The organism is Saccharothrix xinjiangensis (genome assembly GCF_039527585.1).
GTDB lineage: Bacteria > Actinomycetota > Actinomycetes > Mycobacteriales > Pseudonocardiaceae > Actinosynnema > Actinosynnema xinjiangensis.
In genome coordinates this window covers 1-21,529 of the sequence record NZ_BAAAKE010000047.1, presented here as the reverse complement: position 1 = coordinate 21,529, position 21,529 = coordinate 1, and the positions used below count along the sequence as shown (strand labels likewise).

General features: G+C 72.1%; 18 protein-coding genes. 7 read left to right on the top strand and 11 right to left on the bottom strand.

Annotated features, from left to right (window positions below; all coding sequences use genetic code 11):
• Nucleotides 1-107: 107 nt before the first annotated feature.
• From ABD223_RS41665 to typA, 7 genes are all read right to left on the bottom strand, one after another.
• Nucleotides 108-1,169 (bottom strand): ABC transporter ATP-binding protein, encoded by a 1,062-nt coding sequence (locus ABD223_RS41665; protein ID WP_344043554.1) that lies wholly within the window; start codon nt 1,167-1,169, stop codon nt 108-110.
• Entirely contained in the window at nt 1,166-2,341 is a 1,176-nt protein-coding gene (locus tag ABD223_RS41660) for an ABC transporter ATP-binding protein (protein WP_344043552.1), read from the bottom strand. Before ABD223_RS41660 ends, ABD223_RS41665 begins: the two co-directional genes overlap by 4 nt.
• Nucleotides 2,338-3,285, bottom strand: coding sequence for an ABC transporter permease (locus ABD223_RS41655; protein WP_344043583.1), 948 nt, complete (start codon nt 3,283-3,285; stop codon nt 2,338-2,340). The genes ABD223_RS41660 and ABD223_RS41655 overlap by 4 nt, the downstream gene beginning before the upstream one ends.
• Before the next feature lies 1 nt (nt 3,286).
• Nucleotides 3,287-4,285: an ABC transporter permease gene (locus ABD223_RS41650; RefSeq protein ID WP_344043550.1), complete on the bottom strand. Its 999-nt coding sequence runs from the start codon at nt 4,283-4,285 to the stop codon at nt 3,287-3,289.
• A gap of 143 nt (nt 4,286-4,428) precedes the next feature.
• Nucleotides 4,429-6,258 (bottom strand): ABC transporter family substrate-binding protein, encoded by a 1,830-nt coding sequence (locus tag ABD223_RS41645; protein ID WP_344043548.1) that lies wholly within the window; start codon nt 6,256-6,258, stop codon nt 4,429-4,431.
• Nucleotides 6,259-6,548: 290 nt separating this feature from the next.
• Nucleotides 6,549-8,219, bottom strand: a complete 1,671-nt coding sequence (locus tag ABD223_RS41640) for an ABC transporter family substrate-binding protein (protein WP_344043546.1) — start codon at nt 8,217-8,219, stop codon at nt 6,549-6,551.
• 946 nt (nt 8,220-9,165) lie between these two features.
• Entirely contained in the window at nt 9,166-11,067 is a 1,902-nt protein-coding gene (typA, locus tag ABD223_RS41635; RefSeq protein WP_344043544.1) for a translational GTPase TypA, read from the bottom strand.
• A 145-nt stretch (nt 11,068-11,212) separates the two neighbouring features.
• On the opposite strand from typA, the gene ABD223_RS41630 reads away from it, so the two are divergent.
• Nucleotides 11,213-11,353, top strand: a complete 141-nt coding sequence (locus ABD223_RS41630) for a hypothetical protein (RefSeq protein ID WP_344043542.1) — start codon at nt 11,213-11,215, stop codon at nt 11,351-11,353.
• 206 nt (nt 11,354-11,559) lie between these two features.
• The gene (gene trpS, locus ABD223_RS41625; RefSeq protein WP_344043540.1) at nt 11,560-12,525 is read left to right on the top strand and encodes a tryptophan--tRNA ligase; all 966 of its coding nucleotides are present in this window, start codon (nt 11,560-11,562) and stop codon (nt 12,523-12,525) included.
• Between the two features lie 334 nt (nt 12,526-12,859).
• Here the strand turns inward: trpS and ABD223_RS41620 are convergent, their stop codons facing one another.
• The 3 genes from ABD223_RS41620 to ABD223_RS41610 all read right to left on the bottom strand — a co-directional run bounded on the left by ABD223_RS41620 (nt 12,860) and on the right by ABD223_RS41610 (nt 15,775).
• On the bottom strand, nt 12,860-13,675 hold the full coding sequence (locus ABD223_RS41620; protein ID WP_344043538.1) for an NUDIX domain-containing protein: 816 nt from the start codon (nt 13,673-13,675) through the stop codon (nt 12,860-12,862).
• Nucleotides 13,676-13,784: 109 nt separating this feature from the next.
• Complete coding sequence (locus ABD223_RS41615; protein WP_344043536.1) at nt 13,785-15,050, bottom strand: sensor histidine kinase; 1,266 nt, start codon at nt 15,048-15,050, stop codon at nt 13,785-13,787.
• Nucleotides 15,047-15,775, bottom strand: coding sequence for a response regulator transcription factor (locus ABD223_RS41610; protein ID WP_344043534.1), 729 nt, complete (start codon nt 15,773-15,775; stop codon nt 15,047-15,049). The genes ABD223_RS41615 and ABD223_RS41610 overlap by 4 nt, the downstream gene beginning before the upstream one ends.
• A 132-nt stretch (nt 15,776-15,907) precedes the next feature.
• On the opposite strand from ABD223_RS41610, the gene ABD223_RS41605 reads away from it, so the two are divergent.
• Genes ABD223_RS41605 through ABD223_RS41590 form a run of 4 tightly spaced genes read left to right on the top strand, consistent with a single transcriptional unit; the run spans nt 15,908 to nt 19,403 of the window.
• On the top strand, nt 15,908-17,038 hold the full coding sequence (locus ABD223_RS41605) for a hypothetical protein (RefSeq protein WP_344043532.1): 1,131 nt from the start codon (nt 15,908-15,910) through the stop codon (nt 17,036-17,038).
• Entirely contained in the window at nt 17,035-18,063 is a 1,029-nt protein-coding gene (locus tag ABD223_RS41600) for an ABC transporter ATP-binding protein (RefSeq protein ID WP_344043530.1), read from the top strand. Before ABD223_RS41605 ends, ABD223_RS41600 begins: the two co-directional genes overlap by 4 nt.
• Complete coding sequence (locus tag ABD223_RS41595; protein ID WP_344043528.1) at nt 18,060-18,893, top strand: ABC transporter permease; 834 nt, start codon at nt 18,060-18,062, stop codon at nt 18,891-18,893. Before ABD223_RS41600 ends, ABD223_RS41595 begins: the two co-directional genes overlap by 4 nt.
• Before the next feature lie 3 nt (nt 18,894-18,896).
• Nucleotides 18,897-19,403, top strand: coding sequence for a GNAT family N-acetyltransferase (locus tag ABD223_RS41590; protein ID WP_344043526.1), 507 nt, complete (start codon nt 18,897-18,899; stop codon nt 19,401-19,403).
• 78 nt (nt 19,404-19,481) lie between these two features.
• On the opposite strand, the gene ABD223_RS41585 is transcribed toward ABD223_RS41590, so the two are convergent.
• Nucleotides 19,482-20,348: a poly(ethylene terephthalate) hydrolase family protein gene (locus ABD223_RS41585; RefSeq protein ID WP_380646507.1), complete on the bottom strand. Its 867-nt coding sequence runs from the start codon at nt 20,346-20,348 to the stop codon at nt 19,482-19,484.
• 230 nt (nt 20,349-20,578) lie between these two features.
• Here ABD223_RS41585 and ABD223_RS41580 point away from each other — a divergent pair.
• A partial coding sequence (locus ABD223_RS41580) for an ATP-binding protein (RefSeq protein ID WP_344043524.1) occupies nt 20,579-21,529 on the top strand: 951 nt, incomplete at its 3' end.

Here is a 21,529-nt window from a genome sequence, read left to right as displayed (position 1 = left end):
CGGATGGGCCGTGAACCACCGACGCGGTCCCGCGAGGTGGTCTCGCTGGTGGTGCGTGGTCCCGCGGTGCGGTGCGTCGCCGCGGGGGTGGTGCGCAGTGCTGAGGGTCAGCTCGGCAGCAGCGGCTTGACCTCGGCGAAGTGGCACGCCGACAGCGTGCCGCCGGCGTCGCCGCGGCGCTCCAGCTTCGGCTCCTCGGTGGCGCAGATGTCCTGCGCCTTCCAGCAGCGGGTGCGGAAGCGGCAGCCCGACGGCGGGTTCACCGGCGACGGCACGTCACCGGTGAGCACGATCCGCTGGCGGCGGCGCTCCAGCTTCGGGTCCGGCACCGGCACCGCGGACAGCAGCGCCTGCGTGTACGGGTGCATGGGCCGGTTGTAGATGTCCTCGCGGTCGCCGATCTCGATGATCTTGCCGAGGTACATGACCGCGACCCGGTCGGAGATGTGCCGGACGACCGACAGGTCGTGCGCCACGAACAGGTAGGCCAGGCCGAGGCGCTCCTGCAACTCCTCCAGCAGGTTCACCACGCCCGCCTGCACCGACACGTCCAGCGCCGACACCGGCTCGTCCAGCACCACGAGCTTCGGGTTGAGCGCGAGCGCGCGGGCGATGCCGATGCGCTGGCGCTGGCCGCCGGAGAACTCGTGCGCGTACCGGTTGCGGTGCTCCGGGTTGAGGCCGACGAGCTCCATCAGCTCGTTGACCCGCGCCTGGACGTTGGTGCCGCTCTCCGTGCCGTGGATCTTGAACGGCTCGGAGATCAGCTCGTTGATCTGCCAGCGCGGGTTCAGCGACGCGTACGGGTCCTGGAACACGATCTGCATGTCCCGGCGCACCGAGCGCAGCCCGCGCCCGCGCAGCGTGGTCAGCTCGCGGCCCTCGAACTTCACCGAGCCGGACGTCGGCTTGTGCAGCTGGAGGATGGCGCGCCCGGTGGTGGACTTGCCGCAGCCGGACTCGCCGACCAGGCCCAGCGTCTCACCCGGGTACAGGTCGAAGGTGAGGCCGGAGACGGCCTGCACCTGCCCGACCGTGCGCGGGATGATGCCGCCGCCGCGCACCGGGAAGGACTTGACCAGGTCCCGGACCTCCAGCAGCGGGGTCTCGCCCGGCCGGCCGGAGGCGGCGCCGCCGGCCTGCGGGTTCACATCAGTGGACGTGGTCATGAGGTCGAGCTCTCCTCTTCGTGCAGCCGCGCTTCGACCGCCTCGACCGACTCGGCCACCGGGATGGCCGGGTTCGCCGCGGTCAGGGAGGCCGGGTTCTCCACGACGCCGATCTCGTCGTGCGCGAACAGCCGCTGCGGGTTCTCGATCGTGGCCAGGTGCGCGGAGCGGTGGCACCGCGCGAAGTGGCCGGACCGGTCGGTCTCCAGCAGCTGCGGCTCGGTCTCCCGGCAGGCGTCGATCGCCAGCGGGCAGCGCGGCGAGAACGTGCAGCCCCGCGGCAGGTTCATCAGCGAGGGCGGCGCGCCCTTGATCGGGGTGAGTCGCTTGCCCAGCATGTTCGGGTTCGGGATGGAACCCAGCAGGCCGACGGTGTAGGGCATCCGCTGCGCTTCGAAGATCTCGTCGACGGAGCCCTGCTCGACGACCGTGCCGCCGTACATGACCTGGACGCGGTCCACCATGCCCGCCACCACGCCGAGGTCGTGCGTGATGATCATGATGCCGGCCCGCGTCTCGTCCCGGATGCGCAGCAGCGTGTCCAGGATCTGCGCCTGCACGGTCACGTCGAGCGCCGTGGTCGGCTCGTCGGCGATGATCACGTCCGGGTCGTTGATGATCGCCATCGCGATCATCGCGCGCTGCCTCATGCCGCCCGAGAACTCGTGCGGGTACTGCGAGGCGCGCCGGTCCGGCTGCGGGATGCCCACCAGCTCCAGCACCTCGACGGCCTTGGCCCAGGCCGCCTTCTTGGACACGTCGTGGTGCGCCTGGTGCGCCTCGGCGAGCTGCCAGCCCACCGTGTACACCGGGTTCAGCGACGTCATCGGGTCCTGGAAGATCATCGAGATGCCGTTGCCGCGGATCGGCTGCATCTGCTTGTAGTCCAGGCCGACCAGCTCGCGGTCCCTGAACTGGATCGAGCCGCCGATCTGCGCGGTCTTGGGCAGCAGGCCCATGACCGCCATCGACGACACCGACTTGCCCGAGCCGGACTCGCCGACGACGCCGAGCACCTCGCCCGCGCCGAGCGTGAACGACACGTCCCGCACCGCGTGCACGGTGCCGTCGTCGGTGGGGAAGTCCACCGACAGGTTCTCGACCTTGAGGAGCTTCTCGCCGTCGCGGCCGGAGTCCGGCCGGGGCTCGCCGAGCACGTCAAACCCACTCATGCCTTCACCCTCTTCTGCCGCGGGTCGAAGGCGTCCCGGAGCCCGTCACCGATGAAGTTGACCGCGAGCGAGATCAGCACGATGAACACGAACGGGGCGAAGAACAGCCACGGGTGCAGCGTCAGCTCGTTCTTGTTCAGGCTGATCATCAGGCCCAGCGAGGTGTCCGGGCTCTGCACGCCCAGGCCGATGAAGGACAGGGCCGCCTCCAGCAGCACCGCCTGCGCGATGGCCAGCGTGGCGTTCACGATGATCACGTCGATGGTGTTCGGCAGGATGTGCCGGAACACGATCCGGGACGTGGACGCGCCCAGCGCGCGGGCCGCCTCCACGAACTCCTTCTCCCGCAGCGACAGCACCATGCCGCGGATCACCCGGGCGATCGACAGCCAGCCGATCAGGCCCAGGTACAGGGCCACGATCATCCAGTTCGACCCGCCGGAGCCGCCCGCCACCGACACCACGAAGCTGTTGCGCACCAGCACCGCCGCGATGACCAGGCTGGGGATCACCAGCAGCAGGTCGATGAAGCGGCTGATCAGGGTGTCGACCCAGCCCTTGAGGTAGCCGGCCAACGCGCCCAGCACCACGCCGATGACGGTGGACAGCAGCGCCACCACGATCGCGATCTGGATCGAGAACTGGGTGCCGCGGATGATCTGGGCGACCATGTCGCCACCGAGCCGGTCGGTGCCGAACGGGTGGTCGGCGCTGGGCGGCAGGTACCGCTTGAAGCCCAGGTCGGTGTACGGGTACTTCCAGAACAGGCCGCCGAAGAAGGCGAACAGCACCAGCAGCACGAACAGGATGAAACCGAACAGCGCCAGGCGGTGCCGGGCGAACCGGCGCAGGATGACCTGCCACTGCTTGCGGGCCGAGGTGTTGTCGAACTGGCTCGCCTCGGCCGAGTCCGGCGCAGGCGCCTGCGCCGCGGGGGCTCCCATGTTAGTCAAGGCGAATCCTCGGGTCCAGGAAGGCGTACAGGATGTCCGCGATCAGGTTGAACGCGATGATGAACACGGCCGTCACCATCATGAAGCCGAGCACCTGGTAGGGCTCGATCTTCGTGATGGCCTCGACGATGAACTTGCCCATCCCGGACCAGTTGAAGACCGTCTCGGTGATCACCGCGCCGCCGAAACCCGCACCGATGTTCAGGGAGGACACCGTGATGATCGGGATCAAGGCGTTGCGCAGCGCGTGGCGGAAGATGGCGCGCCCCTGCGAAATGCCCTTCGCCTGCGCGGTGCGCACGTAATCGGCGTTGAGCGTTTCGAGCATCGAAGCGCGCTGGAAGCGGCTGTAGAGCGCGAACTGGATCACCACGAGCGAGATGGTCGGCAGGATGTAGGCGCCGCTGTACTGGAAGAGCTGCTCGCTGAAGCTGCCGCTGAAGCCCTCGCCCGGGGGTCCCGCGGTGACGATCCACCGGTCCGCGCCGGTGGACTCCAACCAGTCGTTCAGCTTGATGCCGCCCGCCTTGAGCACGAGGGCCACGCAGAACAACGGCATCGAGAACATGGCGAACGATATTCCGGTCGCCGTGTAGTCGAACAACGAGTACTGTCTGACCGCGCCGACGACACCGACCGCGATGCCGAGTATGAGCGCGATGATCTCGGCGGCGAGGATGAGCCGCAGCGTGATGCCGAAAGACGTGAGCAGCTCGTCCTTGACGGGCCTGCCCGCGTTGCCGGGGACGACCGTCTCGCCCCAGTCGCCGGTCACGAAGTCGCCCGCCCACTCGACGTAGCGCTCCATGAACGGCTCGTTGTAGCCCGTCCGCTCGTAAGCGGCGGCGATCTCCGCCGGTGTCCGGGGCTTCTGGAGCTTCCACTCCGCCAGGGGGTCGCCCATGGCGTTCACGAGTCCGAAGCAGAGGAATGAAGCGACGATCAACAGCGGAATCGAGATCAACAACCGCCGGATTATGTAACGGAACATGACGAGTCTCTAGTCTCCCTAGGCACCCCCGCCTGCGAGCGTGGGCGCCTACCGGACGCGGACACCGTCCGGGGGGCCGGTGCTCGTGGCACCGGCCCCCCGGCGGAAGGGTCGTGCTTTGCCCAGCTAACCGCTTGCCGGCGTCAGCTGTTCTTCTGCCAGGCGTACACGTTCCAGGTCACGCCGCCACCGACGCCGATGTAGGAGATCGGGCCGATCTCCGCGTTCGACGCGGCGAAGTCGGACAGCTGGAACAGCGGGATGCTGTGCAGGTCTTCGCGCATGATCTTGTCCGCGTCGTTCATCATCGCGGTGCGCTTCTCGTAGTCGAGCTCGCCGTTCGCCTTGGCCCACGTCTCGGTCAGCGCGGCCGAGTCGTAGTTGTTGTAGTTGCCCGAACCGCCCTTGGACTTCTGCGCGTAGTTGCCGTACGCGCCGGCCTTCAGCGGCTGGCCGACCCACGCGAACAGGGCCGCGTCGAACTCGGACGCCGGGAGGCGCTTGTCGTTGAAGTCGGCGGCCTGGTCGGCGATGACCTCGATACCGGCCTGGCGGCACTTGTCCTGGAGGATCCGGACGGTGTCGGCGCGGCGCTGGACCGTCTTGAAGCCGATCGCGAACGAGGCGCGGAACTCGCCCTTGGCGTAGATGCCGTCCGAGCCCAGGGCCCAACCGCCGTCTTCCAGGGTCTTCTTCGCGGCCGCGACGTCACCGTTGCCGATGTCGCCGTAGTGGTCCTCGTAGCCGATCTCGTTCGGCATGAAGGTCAGGCTGCCCAGCGGCTTGGCGTTCGGGTCGACGTCCGCCACCAGCTTGTCGATCAGGCCCTGCCGGTCGAAGCACTGGGCCACGGCCGTGCGCAGGTCCTTGTTCTCCTTGAACAGCGGGCGCGCCATGTTGAAGTCGACGTGCTCGTAGGTCTGGCCACCGGCCGCGTAGACCTCGAACGCGCTGTCCTCGCGCAGCTGGAGGGCCACCGACGGGTCCGCCTGCGGCGCGATGACCTGGACTTCCTTGTTCTGGAGCTGCTGCGCCGCGGACTGGGCGTCCGTGTTCGTCTTCAGGATGACCTTGGCCGGGCCACCCGGGTTGCCCCACCACTTGGGGTTGCGCACCAGGACGGTCTGGTCCTTCAGGTCCGAGGACTCGATCATGTACGGACCGGCGGACAGGGCGACCGACGGGTCGAAGCCCAGCCAGCCCTTGGTGTAGAAGTCCGCGACCGTCTTGACGGTGTCGTCGTTCTGCGACGGCAGCACCTTGGTGATGTCCGAGACGCCGGTCTTCTGCTCCAGCACGTGGGCCGGGAGCAGGCTGTCGCTACCCGGCTGCGAGAACAGCGCGCGGTAGTCGGCGAACGGCTTGTCCGCGAAGAACGTCGTGGTGATCGTCTTGTCGTTGTCCGCGCACTCGAGCTTCTCGATGTTCTCGTAGCCCGTGGGCGACGAGTCGAAGATCGAGGCGGCCTCGCCGCTGTCACCCGTGACGGTGGCCTTGCTCGTGGCCGCCAGCCACTTCAGGTGGAAGTCGTCGCAGTCGACCGGCTGGCCGTCCGACCAGACCGCCGCCGAGTTGACCTTCCACTCGATGGTCTGCGGGCTCGACGAGGTGACCTTGACGGACTCCATCAGGTCGCCGTCGACCTTGATCAGCACCTTGCCGTCGACCAGCTCGGTCACGTACGGCGAGGGCTGGACGTTCGACAGCGCGATGGTGCTGGAGAAGTTGTTCGTCGCGCCGATGTTGTTGTTGTAGTTGTGGAAGCCCTCTTCCACGGCGACCGCGATCTCGCCGATGTCCTCGACCTTGGGACGCTTGAGCGTCTCGTCCTGGCCGCCGATCTCACCCGGGTTGGCGTCCTGCTGGCCACCCTGGTCGGTGCTGCTCGAACCGCCGCCGCCGCCGCACGCGCTCAGGACGAGCGCGGCGCTGGTCATCAGCGCGAGCGCCGAGACAGCTTTTGATCTCCTCATCGACACGTGCCCTCCTAGCACCGGGTTGGAGCGACCGTTTGAGTCTGCTTCCACCCATAACCGTGATGTGCCAAACACGCCCCGAACCGACACACCGTTGGAGCACGATAAGAACCTGTGCGCCGCACGGTCACTGCCCATCGGCCGATCGTGACCAAAGGGTGACACGTTGGTCGCAGCAAGCGACTCCGCAGTTACGGGCGGGAGCGTTCGTTAACCGGTCGCCGGGAATACTGTCAATACTGCCCCACGAACGCATCTTGAAGCCAGTGTTTCGTAGGAGTCAACGGTCAACGACCTTCCAGGCGCCAGGACGAGGCGGTGCCGAAGGGGCCGGCGAACGGGGCGCCCGCGGTCACCTCCCGGGCCTCCGGCAGCACCACCAACAGGTCCGCTACCTGGAACAACGGCATCGAGACGGCCTGCTGCCAGAGCACCGGCTCGACCGCCGCGAGGGCGTCGGACAGCAGCACCTCCCCCGACAGGGCCTGCTCGATGACGGGCTGGACCGACTGGTCGCAGAAACCCGAGAGATTCCCCGGAATGGGTGTACCGCCGTCCTGCGGTGACGTCGTGCAGCCGAATGAGGAAGCCAGAACGGCCGCCGAATCACCCGTGTCCAGCCGGGGCACGACGGCAATGTCGACAGCGTTGTCAGGGCCGTCCGTAAGGCCCAGATCTCGGGCGAACAACTCATTGGGCTGCGTTGTAAGGACGCGACCACCGATTCCGGACAATGACAGTTGACGTTGGACCTCGTTGGCGACGGCCACGTAGGGCTCGATCCCGGCGGGCGCGGCGATGGTCAACTCCAACCGACTGCCATCCCGACCCCAGTAACCATCCGTCCGGGTGTAACCCGCCTCGGTGAGCAACTGCACGGGGTCGCCGGTCTCGGCAGGCATGGTCGCCGCGTAACCGGGCTTTGACGGCGGTGTTACCTGGGCGTCGGCGCGCAGGTGCGCGCTCGGCCCGCTGCGGGTGCCGAGGGCGATCAGCTCGTCGCGGTCGAGGATGTTCGAGATCGCCGTCCGAACCCGGACATCACCCATCCGGGGGGCGGCGGGCCGGAACAGGACGGTGACGACCTCGGGGCGGGGCACGGTCGTGACCGTGACGGGCTGGGCCTTGGCCAGCTCGTCGACGTCCCGCAGCGCGATGGCGTCGGCCCGGATGAGCGCGACGTGGTTGTCGCTGGTGTCGAGCGCCTCGACGATGTCCCCCTGGCTGGCCCGACGGAGGACCAGCCGATCGAGCGCCGGCGGTTGCTCCCAGTAGCGGTCGTTGCGCTCCAGGATGATCTCCCCCCGCGGCTGGTCGAGGTTGCGCACCGCGAACGGCCCCGCGGTCGCCGGGAAGCTGTCGGCGAGCGCGGCCCCCCAGCCACCCGGCGCGTCCTTGAGCAGGTGGGCCGGCAGCAGGTCGTGGAAGAGGCTCCGCCAGCCGGGGTAGGGCTCGGCGAACACCACCTCGACCACCTTGCCCCCCTCGCGGCTGGTGATGTCGTCGATCAGGCGGTAACCGGCGGGGTTGACCACCCCGGGCTCCTCCCGCATCCGCTGCCAGAGGTAGACGAAGTCCTCGGCCGCGATGGGAGCCGAGTCGGACCAGCTCGCGTCCCGGCGGAGGGTGTAGGTGACGGTGTAGGGGTCGGCGCCGGTGACCTCGGCGCTGACCAGCAGGTCCAGGTCGACCCGAGGGCTGCCGTCCGCGTCCGTGCGGAAGGTGGACGGCAGGAGCAGCGAGGACAGGGCCGTGGTGATCGCCGACTGGGCCGCGAGCGTGTGCGGGTTGTAGCCGCCCTTGACGTCGTCGACCCCGACCACCAGCTCGTTCTGCTTCTCCTTGGGCACGACCGTCATGCCCGGTGTCGAGGGCACCAGCGGCGGGGGCGGGGTGGCCGTGCAAGCGGCCACCAGCAAAACCGCAGCCAACGCCACCACAACCGATCTCTCGCCCATGACGACGAGCGTGCCAGATGCCCCCGGCAACCAACCGCCGAGGCCCTGCCCCACCTCACGAACCGGTGACCCACCTCACAACCTCACCGCACCCAACCCTCCACCGCACCCGCTCGCAAGCCCGCGCCCCACGCCCCCACTCCCCCAGGCCCAGGCCCAGGCACTCACGCCACGTCCCCACGCCCGAGACCTCCCATGCCCGACTCCCGGACTCCCGGACTCCCGGACTCCCGGACTCCCGGACTCCCGGACTCCCGGACTCCCGGACTCCCGGACTCCCGGACTCCCGGACGCGAGCATCCCCTCCCTGCCAAGCGACCACCCGGTCCTCTGCGGCACCCGGCCCTCTGCGCGCACCCGCCTCAAGCAAGTGATCGACTCCGAACAGCATGCCTGCCCAGTTCCCCAGCATCTGCTGCCCGACTCCAGCAGCGAACACAGCCCGAGCGAGAGCAGCCCGAGCGAGCGTCGTCCGAGCGAGCCGGTTGGCCGGGTAGGCGCGCGGGCGTGCGGGCGGGCGCGTGGGTGCGGGTGGGTGCGGGCGTCGGCGTGGGTGCGGGTGTGCGCCCGGGCGTCGGCGTCGGCGTCGGCATCGGCGTGGGCGTGGGGGCAGGCGCGGGCCTGGCCAGTGCCGATGCCAAGGCCAGTGTCCGTGCCCGGGTTCGACGTGCCCGGGGCTGGTGGGCCGGCCTGGGTCGAAGGCCTGAGGCGGGGATCCGGGGTGGGGATCCGGGGTGGGGTGGCCGGTCGGGCAATGGGCCGGTCGGGCGGTCGGCAGAGTTCGGGGTTGGGCGGCTTCCTCATGTTTTAACCGAGTGCCGAACCCCCGGTTTTCGTACATGTCGAGGCCCATGACCACCCGATCGTGTGGCCCAAAACCAACGGGCACCCCGGGGCAGCCCCGGGGTGCCCGTCAGCACACCCTATATATAAGGAGAAGGCGGCGTCAGCCGCGCAGCTTGGCGCGGTTCCGCTCGCGGCCCCGCTGGTTCGCGTCCAGGATCACCTTCCGCACCCGCACGACCTCCGGCGCGACCTCGACGCACTCGTCCACCGCACAGAACTCCAGCGCCTCCTCCAGCGACAGCTTGCGCGGCCGCGCCAGGGTCTCCATCACGTCGGCCGTCGAGGTGCGCATGTTCGTCAGCTTCTTCTCGCGGCAGACGTTGACGTCCAGGTCCTCCGCGCGCGGGTTCTCGCCGACGACCATTCCCTCGTACGTGTCGGCGCCCGGCTCGACGAAGAACGTGCCCCGGTCGGCCAGCTGGATCATCGCGTACGCGGTGATCGAGCCCGCGCGGTCGGCGACCAGCGAGCCGTTGTGCCTGGTGCGGATCTCGCCGGCCCACGGGCCGTAGCCCTCGGCGACCGCGTTGGCGATGCCGGTGCCCCGGGTCTCGGTCAGGAACTCGGTGCGGAAGCCGATCAGGCCGCGCGACGGCACGACGTAGTCCAGCTTGATCCGGCCGGTGCCGTGGCCGGACATGTTCTCCATCCGGCCCTTGCGGTTGGCCAGCAGCTGGGTGATGGCGCCGAGGTGCTCCTCGGGCGCGTCGATGGTCAGCCGCTCGAACGGCTCGTGCAGCTTGCCGTCGACCGTCTTGGTCACCACCTGCGGCTTGCCGACGGTGAGCTCGAAGCCCTCGCGCCGCATCTGCTCGACCAGGATGGCCAGCGCCAGCTCGCCGCGGCCCTGGACCTCCCAGGTGTCGGGTCGCTCGGTGGGCAGCACGCGGACCGACACGTTGCCGACGAGTTCGGCGTCGAGACGGGCCTTGACCAGGCGCGCGGTGAGCTTGCTGCCGCCGCCGCGGCCGGCCAGCGGGCCGGTGTTGACGCCGATCGTCATGGAGATGGCGGGCTCGTCGACGGTGATCCGCGGCAGCGGCTCGGGGTTGTCGACGTCGGCCAGCGTGTCGCCGATGGTGATCTCCGGGATGCCCGCGATCGCGACCAGGTCGCCGGCGCGGGCCTCCTCGGCGGCCACTCGTTCGAGGGCCTCGGTGATCAGCAGTTCGGTGATCTTGACCTTCTGCGTCGACCCGTCCTCGCGGCACCAGGCGACGGTCTCGCCCTTGCGGATGCGGCCGGCGGCGATGCGGCACAGCGCGATGCGGCCGAGGAACGTCGACGCGTCGAGGTTGGTGACCAGGGCGCGCAGCGGCGCGTCGGCGTCACCGGTCGGGGCGGGGATGTGGTTGAGGAGCACCTCGAACAGCGAGTCGAGGTTCTCCTCGTCGGGCAGGCCGCCGTCCTCGGGCTGGTTGAGGGAGGCGCGGCCGGCGCGGGCGGAGGCGTAGACGACCGGGAGGTCGAGCACGGAGTCGTCGGCGCCGACCTCGGTGGCGAGGTCGAGCAGCAGGTCGTGGGCCTCTTCGACGACCTCGGAGATGCGGGCGTCGGGGCGGTCGACCTTGTTGACCACGAGGATGACCGGCAGGCCGGCGGCGAGGGTCTTGCGCAGCACGAACCGGGTCTGCGGCAGCGGGCCCTCGGAGGCGTCGACCAGCAGGACCACGCCGTCGACCATGGACAGGCCGCGTTCGACCTCGCCGCCGAAGTCGGCGTGGCCGGGGGTGTCCACCACGTTGATCGTGACCACGCCGTCGGGCGTGTGGCGGCGGACGGCGGTGTTCTTGGCGAGGATCGTGATCCCCTTCTCGCGCTCCAGCTCACCGGAGTCCATCACCCGGTCGACGGGCTCGGCCCGCTCGGAGAAGGCGCCGGACTGGCGGAGCATGGCGTCGACCAGGGTGGTCTTGCCGTGGTCAACGTGCGCGACGATCGCGACGTTGCGCAGGTCGTTGCGGACCAGCGTTTCCTTGATCGACGCGGTGGCCGTGGGCACGCGGAACTCCTAGAGCTGATTCGAGGAAGGGCCGGGCGCCGGGACTGGAGCACGCACGCAGCCACAATCAGTCTACCGGGCTTGCTGTCTTTACCACACGGCGACCGTAGGTGAGGTCAGCCTCACCTACCCTGGGGACACCTGGATGAGTGGAGCGCGTCACGTGGGCAAGGGCAAGGTGAAGAAGAAGTGCTGCCGGTCGACGCCGCGCTGCAAGGGCTGCCCGGTGGTGGCCCTGCTCAAGGCCAAGAAGAAGTCGGGGAAGCCGGGGAAGAGGGCCGCGTGACGCTGTTCGCGACGCTGAGGTCTGTGACGCGACGCCTCGACCCGCTACCATCTGGGGTCATGCGCGCACTTCACGTGTTCTGGTGGCCCGCCTTCCGGCGGCCCTAGCACTGCGCGTCAACGAACGAACGCAGGCCGCCCGTCGAGGCGGCCTTCGCGTTGTCCGGGGGGCTCCGTCGCGGCGGGCCGACCCCGAAGGGATCCACGATGGTCAGGCTCTCCGCGATCACCCCGTCCGGCCCGGTGCAGCTGGGCAACTACCTCGGCGCCGTTCGGCGGTGGGCTGTCGACGGTGGTGAGGACGACGTCTACTTCATCAGCGACCTGCACGCGATGACGACCTCGCACAACCCGTCCCGGCTGCGGGCGCTGGCCCGGGAGCAGCTGGCGGTGCTGATCGCCGCCGGTGTCGACCCGAGGTCGGTGTCGGTGCAGTCGGACCTGGTCCGCGAGCTGGGCGCGCTGACCTGGGTGTTGGAGTGCACCTGCACGTACGGCGAGGCGGCGCGGATGGTGCAGTTCAAGGAGAAGTCGGTGGGGCGGCCGTCGGTGCGGTTGAGCCTGCTCACCTACCCGGTGCTGATGGCGGCGGACATCCTGCTCCAGGGCGCGCACGAGGTGCCGGTCGGTGACGACCAGCGGCAGCACGTGGAGTTGGCGCGGGCGCTGGCGCGGCGGTTCAACGGCACGTACGGCGAGGTGTTCGTGGTGCCGCGCGCGGTGGTGCCGCCGACCGCCGCCCGGGTCCGCGACCTGGCCGATCCGAGCCGCAAGATGGACAAGTCGGCGAAGGACGCGGCGGGCACGGTGTTCGTGCTGGACCCGCCGGACCTGGTGCGCCGCAAGATCCGGCGTGCGGTGACGGACGAGTTGGCGCAGGTGCGCTACGCGCCCGAGGAGCAGCCGGGGGTGGCGAACCTGCTGGAGGTGCTGGCCGCGTGCACGGGCAAGGAGCCGAAAGACCTGGCCGACGGCTTCACGACCTACCACGAGCTGAAGGAGGCGACGGCCGAGGCGGTGGTCGAGGAGCTGAGGCCGGTGCGGGAGCGGACCCGGCAGCTGCTGGACGACCCGGCCGAGCTGGACCGCGTCCGCGCCCACGGCGCCGAGCGCACCCGTGACCGCTGCCGCCACCGCCTGGACGCCGCCCTGCGCCTCACCGGCCTCGGCTGAAGCCCCTCCCCCGCGTGTCCTCCACTCGGGCATCGCGTGTCCTCCACTCCGGCATCGCGAGTCGAACGCTCAGGTCCACCGTGTCGAACGCTCAGGTCCGGTGAGTTCACCGTTCAGGTCCGGCAGGTGACCCGGCTACCGGACCTGAACGGTGAACTCGGGGGTCCGGAACGTACGACACGGTGGACCTGGACGTACGACTCGCGCGGTTTGAGGGTGGGGCGCGTGTGCTGAGTGTTCGACACGGTGTGTCTGAGTGTTCGACTCGCGGTGTCTGAGTGGAGGACACGCGATGCCGGAGTGGAGGACACGCGGGGGGTTGGGTGGGTGGGGGTCAGGGGGTTAGGAGGGGGGTTAGGGAGGGGAGTAGGGCTCGGTCGGCTGGGAGCCAGTCGAGGGTGGTCAGTTCGGTGGGGGTTATCCAGCGGACGGCTTGGTGGTCGGTGGGGGTGGGGGTGCCGGTGTCCAGGTGGGCGGTGTAGGCGCGGAGGAGGAGGTCCGGGCGCAGGGGGACGTCCGGGTCGAGGGCGGGGCCCGGGGTGATGGTGATGTCCAGTTCTTCCCGGCACTCGCGGATCAGGGCGGCCTCGTCGGTCTCGCCGGGTTCCACGCGGCCGCCGGGGAGTTCCCAGCGGCCGGCGGTGTCCGGCGGGTAGGCGCGCTGCTGGGCCAGGAGGAGGCCGTTGCGGATGATGGCCGCGCCGACCACCACGCGGGCGTCCAGGAGTTCGACGGAGCGTTGGGCGATGGCGCGGGCGCGGGCCTGGAGGACCTTCAGGGCCAGGCCCCGGCCCACCACCACGTCCGCCAGGCGGCCCACCGGGCCTCCGGGGCTGGTCCACTCGACCGAGTCGACGACCATGGTGCCGCCGCCGGTGTGGAGGAGGTCGGTGGTCAGGTTCAGCGCCGGCAGGGGGCCGCCCACCAGCTCGGCCGAGACGCCGGTGGGGTCCGCCCGGGTGACGACCAGCACGCCGTTGACCGGGCCGACGGAGCCGGTGAGCGAGGCGCCCTGGTAGAGCACGGGTTCGCCGGAGATCCGCACGCCGAGGCCCCGGACCGCGCGGGCGAGCAGGAGGCCGTCCAGGAGCGCGGCGGCGACGGTGCGCAGGGGCGCGTCGACCAGGGTGGTGTTCCTGAGCTCGGGCACTGCGGCATCCTGCCATCCCCGGTGGCGGCGGCCCGTGGCCCCGAGCAGGGGACGCGGGGGTGGGGCGCCCGGTGCCGGCTGGGCGGGGCCGGGAGGGAGCGCCGGGCGGTCAGCGGTAGGTCGGCCAGCGCACTTCCAGGCGGGCGCCGCCCTCGGGCGACTCCGCCGCCCGCACGGTCCCGCGCCGCCGCCGCACCAGGTGCGAGACCAGGGCCAGGCCCAGGCCGAAGCCGCCGGTGGCGCGGCCCCGGTCGGTGTCGACGCGGTAGAAGCGGTCGAACACCTTCTGGCGGTGCTCCTCGGGGATGCCGTGGCCGTCGTCGTCGACGACGAGGCGCACCTGGCGGGCGGCGGGCAGCACCGAGATCCGGATGAGCGTGCGCGCGTGGCGGGCGGCGTTGCGCAGCAGGTTGTCCACGACCAGTTCGACCTCGGCGCGGGCGGCCGGGATCAGGCAGGCGCTCATGGGGGCGGCGACCTGCACGAGCAGGTCCGCGTCCAGCCGGTCCACGGCCGCCTGGACCTGGAGCACCAGGTCGACGGGTTCGGCGCGGGGCAGTTCGCCGGTGTCGGCGCGGGCGAGGATGAGCAGCGCGTCGACCAGGGCGGACAGCCGCTGGGACTCCTCGACGACGGATTCCAGCACCTCGATGGAGAAGTCGGGGTCGGGGTGCGCGACCGCCACCTCGGCCTGCGCCCGCACCGACGTCACCGGGGACCGCAGCTCGTGGGCGGCGTCGCCGGTGAACCGCCGCAGCCGCTCGGTGGCCTCGTCGCGGCGCGCCAGCAGCGCGTTCAGCGCCACGGCGAGCGCTTGCAGCTCGTCCCGGGCGGCGGGCACGGGCAGGCGCCTGCCGCGCGGCAGCTCGGCCGCCGCCACGCGCATCCGCTCGACCGGTCGCAGCGACGACCGCACGGACAGCCACGTCGCGATGCCCACCAGCCCGGCCACCAGGACGGCGGCCACCAGCAGCCAGCGGGTGCCCAGCCGGTTGGCCTCCTGGTAGCCGAGGAGGGTGTCGCCGGCGACGTGCAGCCGGGGGGTGCCGTCGGCGTCGAACGCGACCCGCCCGGTCCACCGGTGGGCGCTCGCGCCGTCCACCCTCAGCACCGGTTCGCCCGACTTGAGCGCCCGGACCTCGGCGGCGGTGAGGTCGGTGGGCGGCCCGCCGTCCAGGGGCGCGCCCGCGATGTCGAGCACGCGCACCGCGCCGGCACGCCACAGCTCCGCGTCCACCGCGCTGACCTGCACCATCCCGATCAGGCGCGGGGCGAGGAGGGTGAACGCGAGCAGGCACACCAGCGCCACGCCGGTCGCCACGACCGTGATGCGGAACCGCAGCGTGCGCCGCAGCCACCAGCGGCGCGGGTTCACCTGCGCCTGGCCGAGCCCAGGGCCGCGTCGAGGTCGGGCGTGGACGCCAGGTAGCCGTGCCCGCGCACGGTGCGCACGACCTCGCCCGCGCCCATCGCCTCCAGCTTGCGCCGCAGGTAGCCGACGTAGACCTCCACGGCGTTGCGGGTGGCGGCCTGCTCGTCACCCCACACGGCGCGCAGCAGCTCGTCCTTGGTGACCACGGACCCGGCGCGGCCGGCCAGCACGTCGAGCACGGCGTACTCGCGGGGCGACAGCTGCACCGGCTCGCCCGCCCAGCTGACCTCGCGGGCCGCCCGGTCCACCACCAGGTCGCCGAGCTTGAGCCGCCGCCGCGACAGGTCGGCCGTGTTGCGCCGCAGCAGGGCCCTGACCTGGGCGACGAGCACCACGAACGAGAACGGTTTGACCAGGTAGCCGTCCGCGCCGAGGTCGAGGCCGTCGGCCTGGTCGACCTCGCCGTCCTTGGCCGACACCATGAGCACGGGGGTGCGGACGCCCTCGGCGCGCATCCGCTGGAGCACCCGGTAGCCGGACAGGCCGGGCAGCATGATGTCCAGCAGCACCACGTCGAACGCGCCGGTCAGCGCCACCCGCAGGGCGTTGGGCCCGTCGGCGGCGGTGACCACCTCCATGCCCTCGGCGGACAGGCCGCGTTCCAGCGCCCGCCGCACGCCCACCTCGTCGTCCACTACCAGCACCCGTGGTCTCACGCACCACAGCATGCCCGGTCGGTGGGACCATCGTGATGGGCTCTCAGGGCTCTCTCAGCCTCTCAGCCCGATCTCAGGACGGGCGGGGGAGGGTCGGTGTCGTCGGGTCGCAAGGGGCTGCCCGACGGCGAGGAGGAGGGGTTCATGAACCGCAGAAGGGTGACCGTGGCCGTGGCGGCGGCCGGGGTGGTCGCCGGGGTCACCGGGTTGGGGGTGCTGGCGATGCCCGCCGGCGCGGGCCCGGCGCCGGTGCTGCCGGACGTCACCGCCGAGTCCCTCGTCGAGTCGGTGATCACGGCGGAACCGGCCGCGTTCGGCGGCAGCGTCGACGTCGACAACGACCTGGGCGTCCCGGCCCTGGCGGGCATCCCCCAGCTGTCCGACGGCGCCAGCTCGCTGCGCATGTGGACCGACGGCGCCGGCCGGGTGCGGGTCCAGCTGCCGGCGGGCGAGTCGGAGAAGACCTTCGTCGACGACGGCGCCACGTCGTGGCTGTGGGACTCGGCCGAGCAGACCGTCCAGAAGGTGACGCGCGACGCGGCGGCGAAGCGGGAGCGGCCGGTGGAGGGCGTGCCGAGCGACCCGGTGACGCTGGCCCGCGACGTGGTGACCCACGTCCAGGAGTTCAGCGACGTCACCGTCGACGGCACCGCGCGGGTGGCCGGCCGGTCGGCCTACGAGCTGGTGCTGACGCCGAAGCCGACCGAGCGGACCGTGCTGCGGGAGGTGCGGGTGGCGGTCGACGCGGAGCTGCGCGCGCCGCTGCGGGTGTCCGTGCTGACCAACGGCACGAACGCGCCCGCCGTCCAGGTCGGGTTCTCCGAGCTGACCGTCGGCCCGCAGGACCCGGCGCTGTTCGCCTTCACCCCGCCCGCCGGCGCCGAGGTGACCGAGGTCCGGCCGCAGGACGTGTCCGAGCGGGACCGGACGGCCGCGGAGCGGGCGCTGACCGAGGCCGACCCGCAGGTGGTCGGCGAGGGCTGGGACGCCGTGCTGGTCGCGCGCGTGCCGGCGGACGCCCTGGCGAACCTCGACCCGCGACGCGCCGAGGACGGCCGCGAGCGGGACGGCCGCGAGTGGGAGGGCCGCGGTGAGCGGGGCGCCGACGTGCAGGGCCTGCTGCGGCAGCTCGGCAAGCAGGTCAGCGGCCCGTGGGGGTCGGGCACGCTGGTCACCGCCCGGGTCGGCGGCGTGCTGATCGCCGACGACGGCCGGGTGGCCGTCGGCGCGGTGCCGGAGCAGGTGCTGACCGAGGCGATCGGGCAGGTGAAGTGACCGCCTCGACCAGCGCGCGGGTGGAGCCGGTGGGAACCGGCTCCACCCCGGTCCTCGCCGCCCGGACGCGGGGGCTGCGCAAGGTGTACGGGCGGACGGTCGCGGTGGACCGGGTCGACCTCGACGTGCCGGAGGGCGCGGTGCTGGGGATGCTCGGCCCGAACGGGTCGGGCAAGACCACCACGATCCGGATGCTGCTCGGGCTGGTGCGGCCGACCGAGGGTGAGGTCGAGCTGCTGGGCGAGGCGCTGCCCGACGGCGTGGGCGACGCGTTGCCGCACGTGGGCGCGCTGGTCGAGGGTCCCGGGTTCCACCCGTTCCTGTCGGGCCGGGAGAACCTGCGGCGGGCGGCGGCGTTCGAACCGCTGCTCGCCACCGGTTCGGTCCGGCAGGCGGTGGAGGACGCGCTGGAGCGGGTCGGGCTGGGCGCCGCCGCGCACCGCCGCTACCGGGGGTACTCGCTGGGCATGAAGCAGCGGCTGGGCCTGGCGGCGGCGCTGCTGGTGCCGCGCCGGCTGATCGTGCTGGACGAGCCGACCAACGGCCTCGACCCGGCGGGCACCCGCGAGGTGCGCGGCGTGATCGCCGACCTGCACGCGGCGGGCAGCACGGTGCTGGTGTCGTCGCACCTGCTCAGCGAGATCGAGGCGACCTGCACGCACGTGGCCGTGCTGCACCGGGGGACCGTGGTCGCGCAGGGCGAGCTGGCCGAGCTGCTCCAGTCCGACAGCAGCTCGCTGCTGGTCACCACGCCGGACGTGGAGCAGGCGCTCACCGCGCTGCGCGCGGGCCGGATCTCGGCGCGGCCCTTCACCGCGGACGACGGCGACGGCGGCGTGCGGGTGGAGCTGATCGGCACGACCGCGCCCGTGGTGCTGGAGGCGCTGGTGCGCGCGGGGGTCGCGGTGCACGAGGCGCGCCGGCACCGCACGGGCCTGGAGGACCTGTTCGCCCGGCTCACCGAGGCCGAGGAGGCCGAGCACAACCTGTCCGCGGTGGACACGATCGAGGAGGGCACCCGATGAGCGCGGTCGTGGCCGCACGCGCCCCGCTGGGCAGGCAACTGCGCTCGGAGCTGCGGTGGATCCTGCGCAGGCCGCGGACGGTGATCGGGCTGGCGCTGCTGTGCCTGGTGCCGGTGGTGCCCGGCATCGGCCTGTGGGTGGAGATGAACGGCGAGGGCTCGTCGGTGCCCGGCCTGGCCGGGATCATCTCCGGCAACGGCCTGGTGCTGCCGGTGTTCACGCTGACCCTGGCGCTGCCGCTGCTGCTGCCGCTGGTGGGCGCGATCTGGGCGGCGGACGGGCTGGCGGGCGAGGCCCAGCACGGCACGCTGCGCGGCCTGATGGTCGCCCCCGTCGGGCGGATGCGGCTGCTGGCGATCAAGGCGTTCGGCGTGGCCGCGATGACGCTGCTCGCGGTCACCCTGCTCGCGGTCGTGGGCACGGTCACCGGCGTGGTGCTGTTCGGCGGCGACGGGCTGCTGACCCTGTCGGGCAGCACGCTGCCGTTCGTCGAGGGCCTCGGCCGCATCGCGCTGGCGGTGCTGATGACCACCGTGCAGGTGTGGGGTGTCGCGGCGGTCGCCCTGGCGATCTCGGCGTGCACCGAGCACCCGCTGGTGGTGATGGCGGCGACCATGGCCGGTGTGATCGTGTTCGCGGTGCTGACCATGTTCCCCGCGCTGGACTGGCTGCACCCGTACCTGATCACCTCGGCGTGGGACGACCTGGGCGACGTGATGCGCGACCCGCTGCCCACCGAGGGGCTGTGGCACGGCACGGCCCTGGCGGGCTGCTACGTGCTGATCGGGTTGTCCCTGGCCGCCGCCCGCCTGGCGACCAGGGACAATTGACGGGTGATCCTGGAGACCGAGCGGCTGGTGCTGCGCCCGTTCACCCCGTCCGACGTGGACCTGCTGGTGTGGCTGCTGGGCGAGCCGCTGGTGATGCGGCACATCGACGACGGCAAGCCCGTGCCGCGCGACCGCGTCGAGCGCGAGGTGCTGCCCCGGGTGGTGGGCGGGGGCAGCGGCTGGTGGGCCGCGCACGAGCGGGCGACGGGCGCGTTCATCGGCTGGTTCGAGCTGAGCGCGGCGGGCGACGGCGTGGCCGAGCTGGGGTACCGGCTGCACCCCGGCTCGTGGGGCCGCGGCTACGCGACCGAGGGTGCGAAAGCGCTGGTGGAGCATGGTTTCGCGGCCGGGCTGACGAAGGTCGTGGCGACCGCGATGGTGGTCAACACCGGGTCGCGGCGGGTGCTGGAGAAGGTCGGGCTGCGGCACGTGCGGACGTTCCACGGTGACTGGCCGGACCCCGTCGAGGGCGCCGAGCACGGCGACGTGGAGTACGAGCTGGTCAGGTGACCCCGGGCCGGGCCGCACCGGCCCGGGGTCGGTGGCGGAGCGGTCCCTGCTCGGCCCGCTCCGCGACCGGCGCCCGACCTAGGAGTGGGGGCAGGTGGCGCGGTACTCCTGGATCAGGCTGCTCGGCGCGGGCGCGGGGCACAGGAACTGGTCGTAGCGGGTGTCGTCGTCCACGAACCGCTTCAACCACGAGATGCTGTACTTCGCGACCGTCGTGTTGGCCGAGGTCGGCGCCGAGTGGGAGGCGTTGTTCAGCTCCAGGTACGCCTTGTCCGGCGTCGAGGTGAGGCTCGCGTAGAACGGCTCGGAGTGCGAGGACACCGGGGCGACCGAGTCGTTCTCCGCACCGATGATCATGGTGGGCACGCGGACCGTCGACCACGACTTGGTGCCGTGCCACGGGGTCAGCGGGATCGCGGCCTGGAGCGCGGGCCGGGTGCGGCTCGCGGCCAGGGAACCGCCACCGCCCATCGAGTGGCCCATCACGGCCAGCCTCGTGGCGTCCACGCGGGTGCGCACCGAGCTGGTCCGGGTCAGGTAGTCGAGGGCCGCGAGCAGCTGGGCGCCCCGGCTGTCCGGCTGGTCCAGGGTCGAGTTCGTGTCGATGGTGATCACCACGAAGCCCTGGGACGCCAGGCGCGGGCCCAGCCACGCGACCGCCGACTGCGACGCGGTGAAGCCCGGCGAGATCGCCACGCCGCCGAACGCGCCCTCGGCGGTGCTGGTCGGGTAGTGGATGGTGCCGCCGCCGAAGCCCGACACCGAGCCGCGGGCGACGGTGGTGGAGGCCGTGGCGAACGGGCCGCGCGACGCCTCCACGCTCGCCGTCGTCGGCGCGGGGCCGCGCTCGTGGGGGTTGGGCGCGGCGTGCGCCTGGGTCGGGACGGCCGCGGCGGCGGCCAGGGCCAGTGCCAGGGCGGCGCGGGTGGTGCTGCGGAGTCGCACTGTCGTACACCTCGCTCATGCAGGGGTTCACGGGGTCGGGCCGCAGGGGGCGCCGACCGCCGACCATGGCGCAGCCGGCCACCGCGCGGCATCGGCACCACCCACCGGTTGTGCGGTGCGGGCTCCGCAACCCGCCGGCGCGCGGCATCGGTGAACGCACCGGCCCGTTCTCAACTGTCAACCCGCCGCACCCGTCGCGGCGCCGGTCCGGGTGTGGCAGAACTGGACCCATGCTGCGGGGACGGGAGCGGCAGCGCGTCGCCGTGGACGCGGTGCTCGACCGCGCCAGGTCGGGCCGCGCCGGCGTGCTGGTGCTGCGGGGCGAGGCCGGTTCGGGCAAGACGTCGCTGCTGCGCGCGGCGCGGCGGGCCGCCGCCGACTTCACCCCGGCGTCCCGGCTCGCCCTGCTGTGCGTGGACGACGCCCACCGGCTCGACCTGGGGTGGCTGCTCGACGCGCTGCCGGAGCTGGAGGGCGAACCGGTCGCCGTGCTCATCGCCTCCGAGGAGCCCGTGGCCGGCCTGCCCACCGCCGAGGTCGAGCCCCTGGACCACGCCGCGAGCGTGCGCGTGCTGCGGGACCTGGTGCCGGGCCTGCCCACCGAGCTGGCCGACGACGTGGCGCGCACCGCGGGCGGCAACCCGCTCGCCCTGGTGGAGCTGGTGGGGTCCCTGACCAGCGCGCAGCTCGGCGGCGCCGAACCGCCGCCGGCCGTGCTGCCGCCCGGCGGGTCCCTGCGCGCCCGGCTGCGCGCCCGCCTCCACGCGCTCACCCCCGGCGCCCGGCGCGCCCTGGCGATGGCGCTGGTGGACGACGAGGTCGACGTGGACGCCCTGGTGCGCGTGCCCGCACTGGAGGTCGCGGACGTGCAGGGGGCCACCGCCCTGATGGACCCGCGGCCGGTGGTGCGGGCGACGCTGCTCGCCGACCTGCCGCTGGCCGACCGCTGCGCCGCCCACGTCGCGCTCGCCGAGGCGCTGCCCGAGGGGCCGCGCCGGACCTGGCACGAGGCCGTGCTCGCGGCCGGGGCGCGCGACGACCACGCCGACCGGCTGGCGGCGGCCGCGGCGGCGGCCCGGACGCGCGGCGACTTCGCCTCCGCCGCCCGCGACCACGGCCGCGCCGCCGCCCTCACCACCGCGCCCCGCGCACCGGCCCGCAGGCTGCTGTCCGCCGCCCCC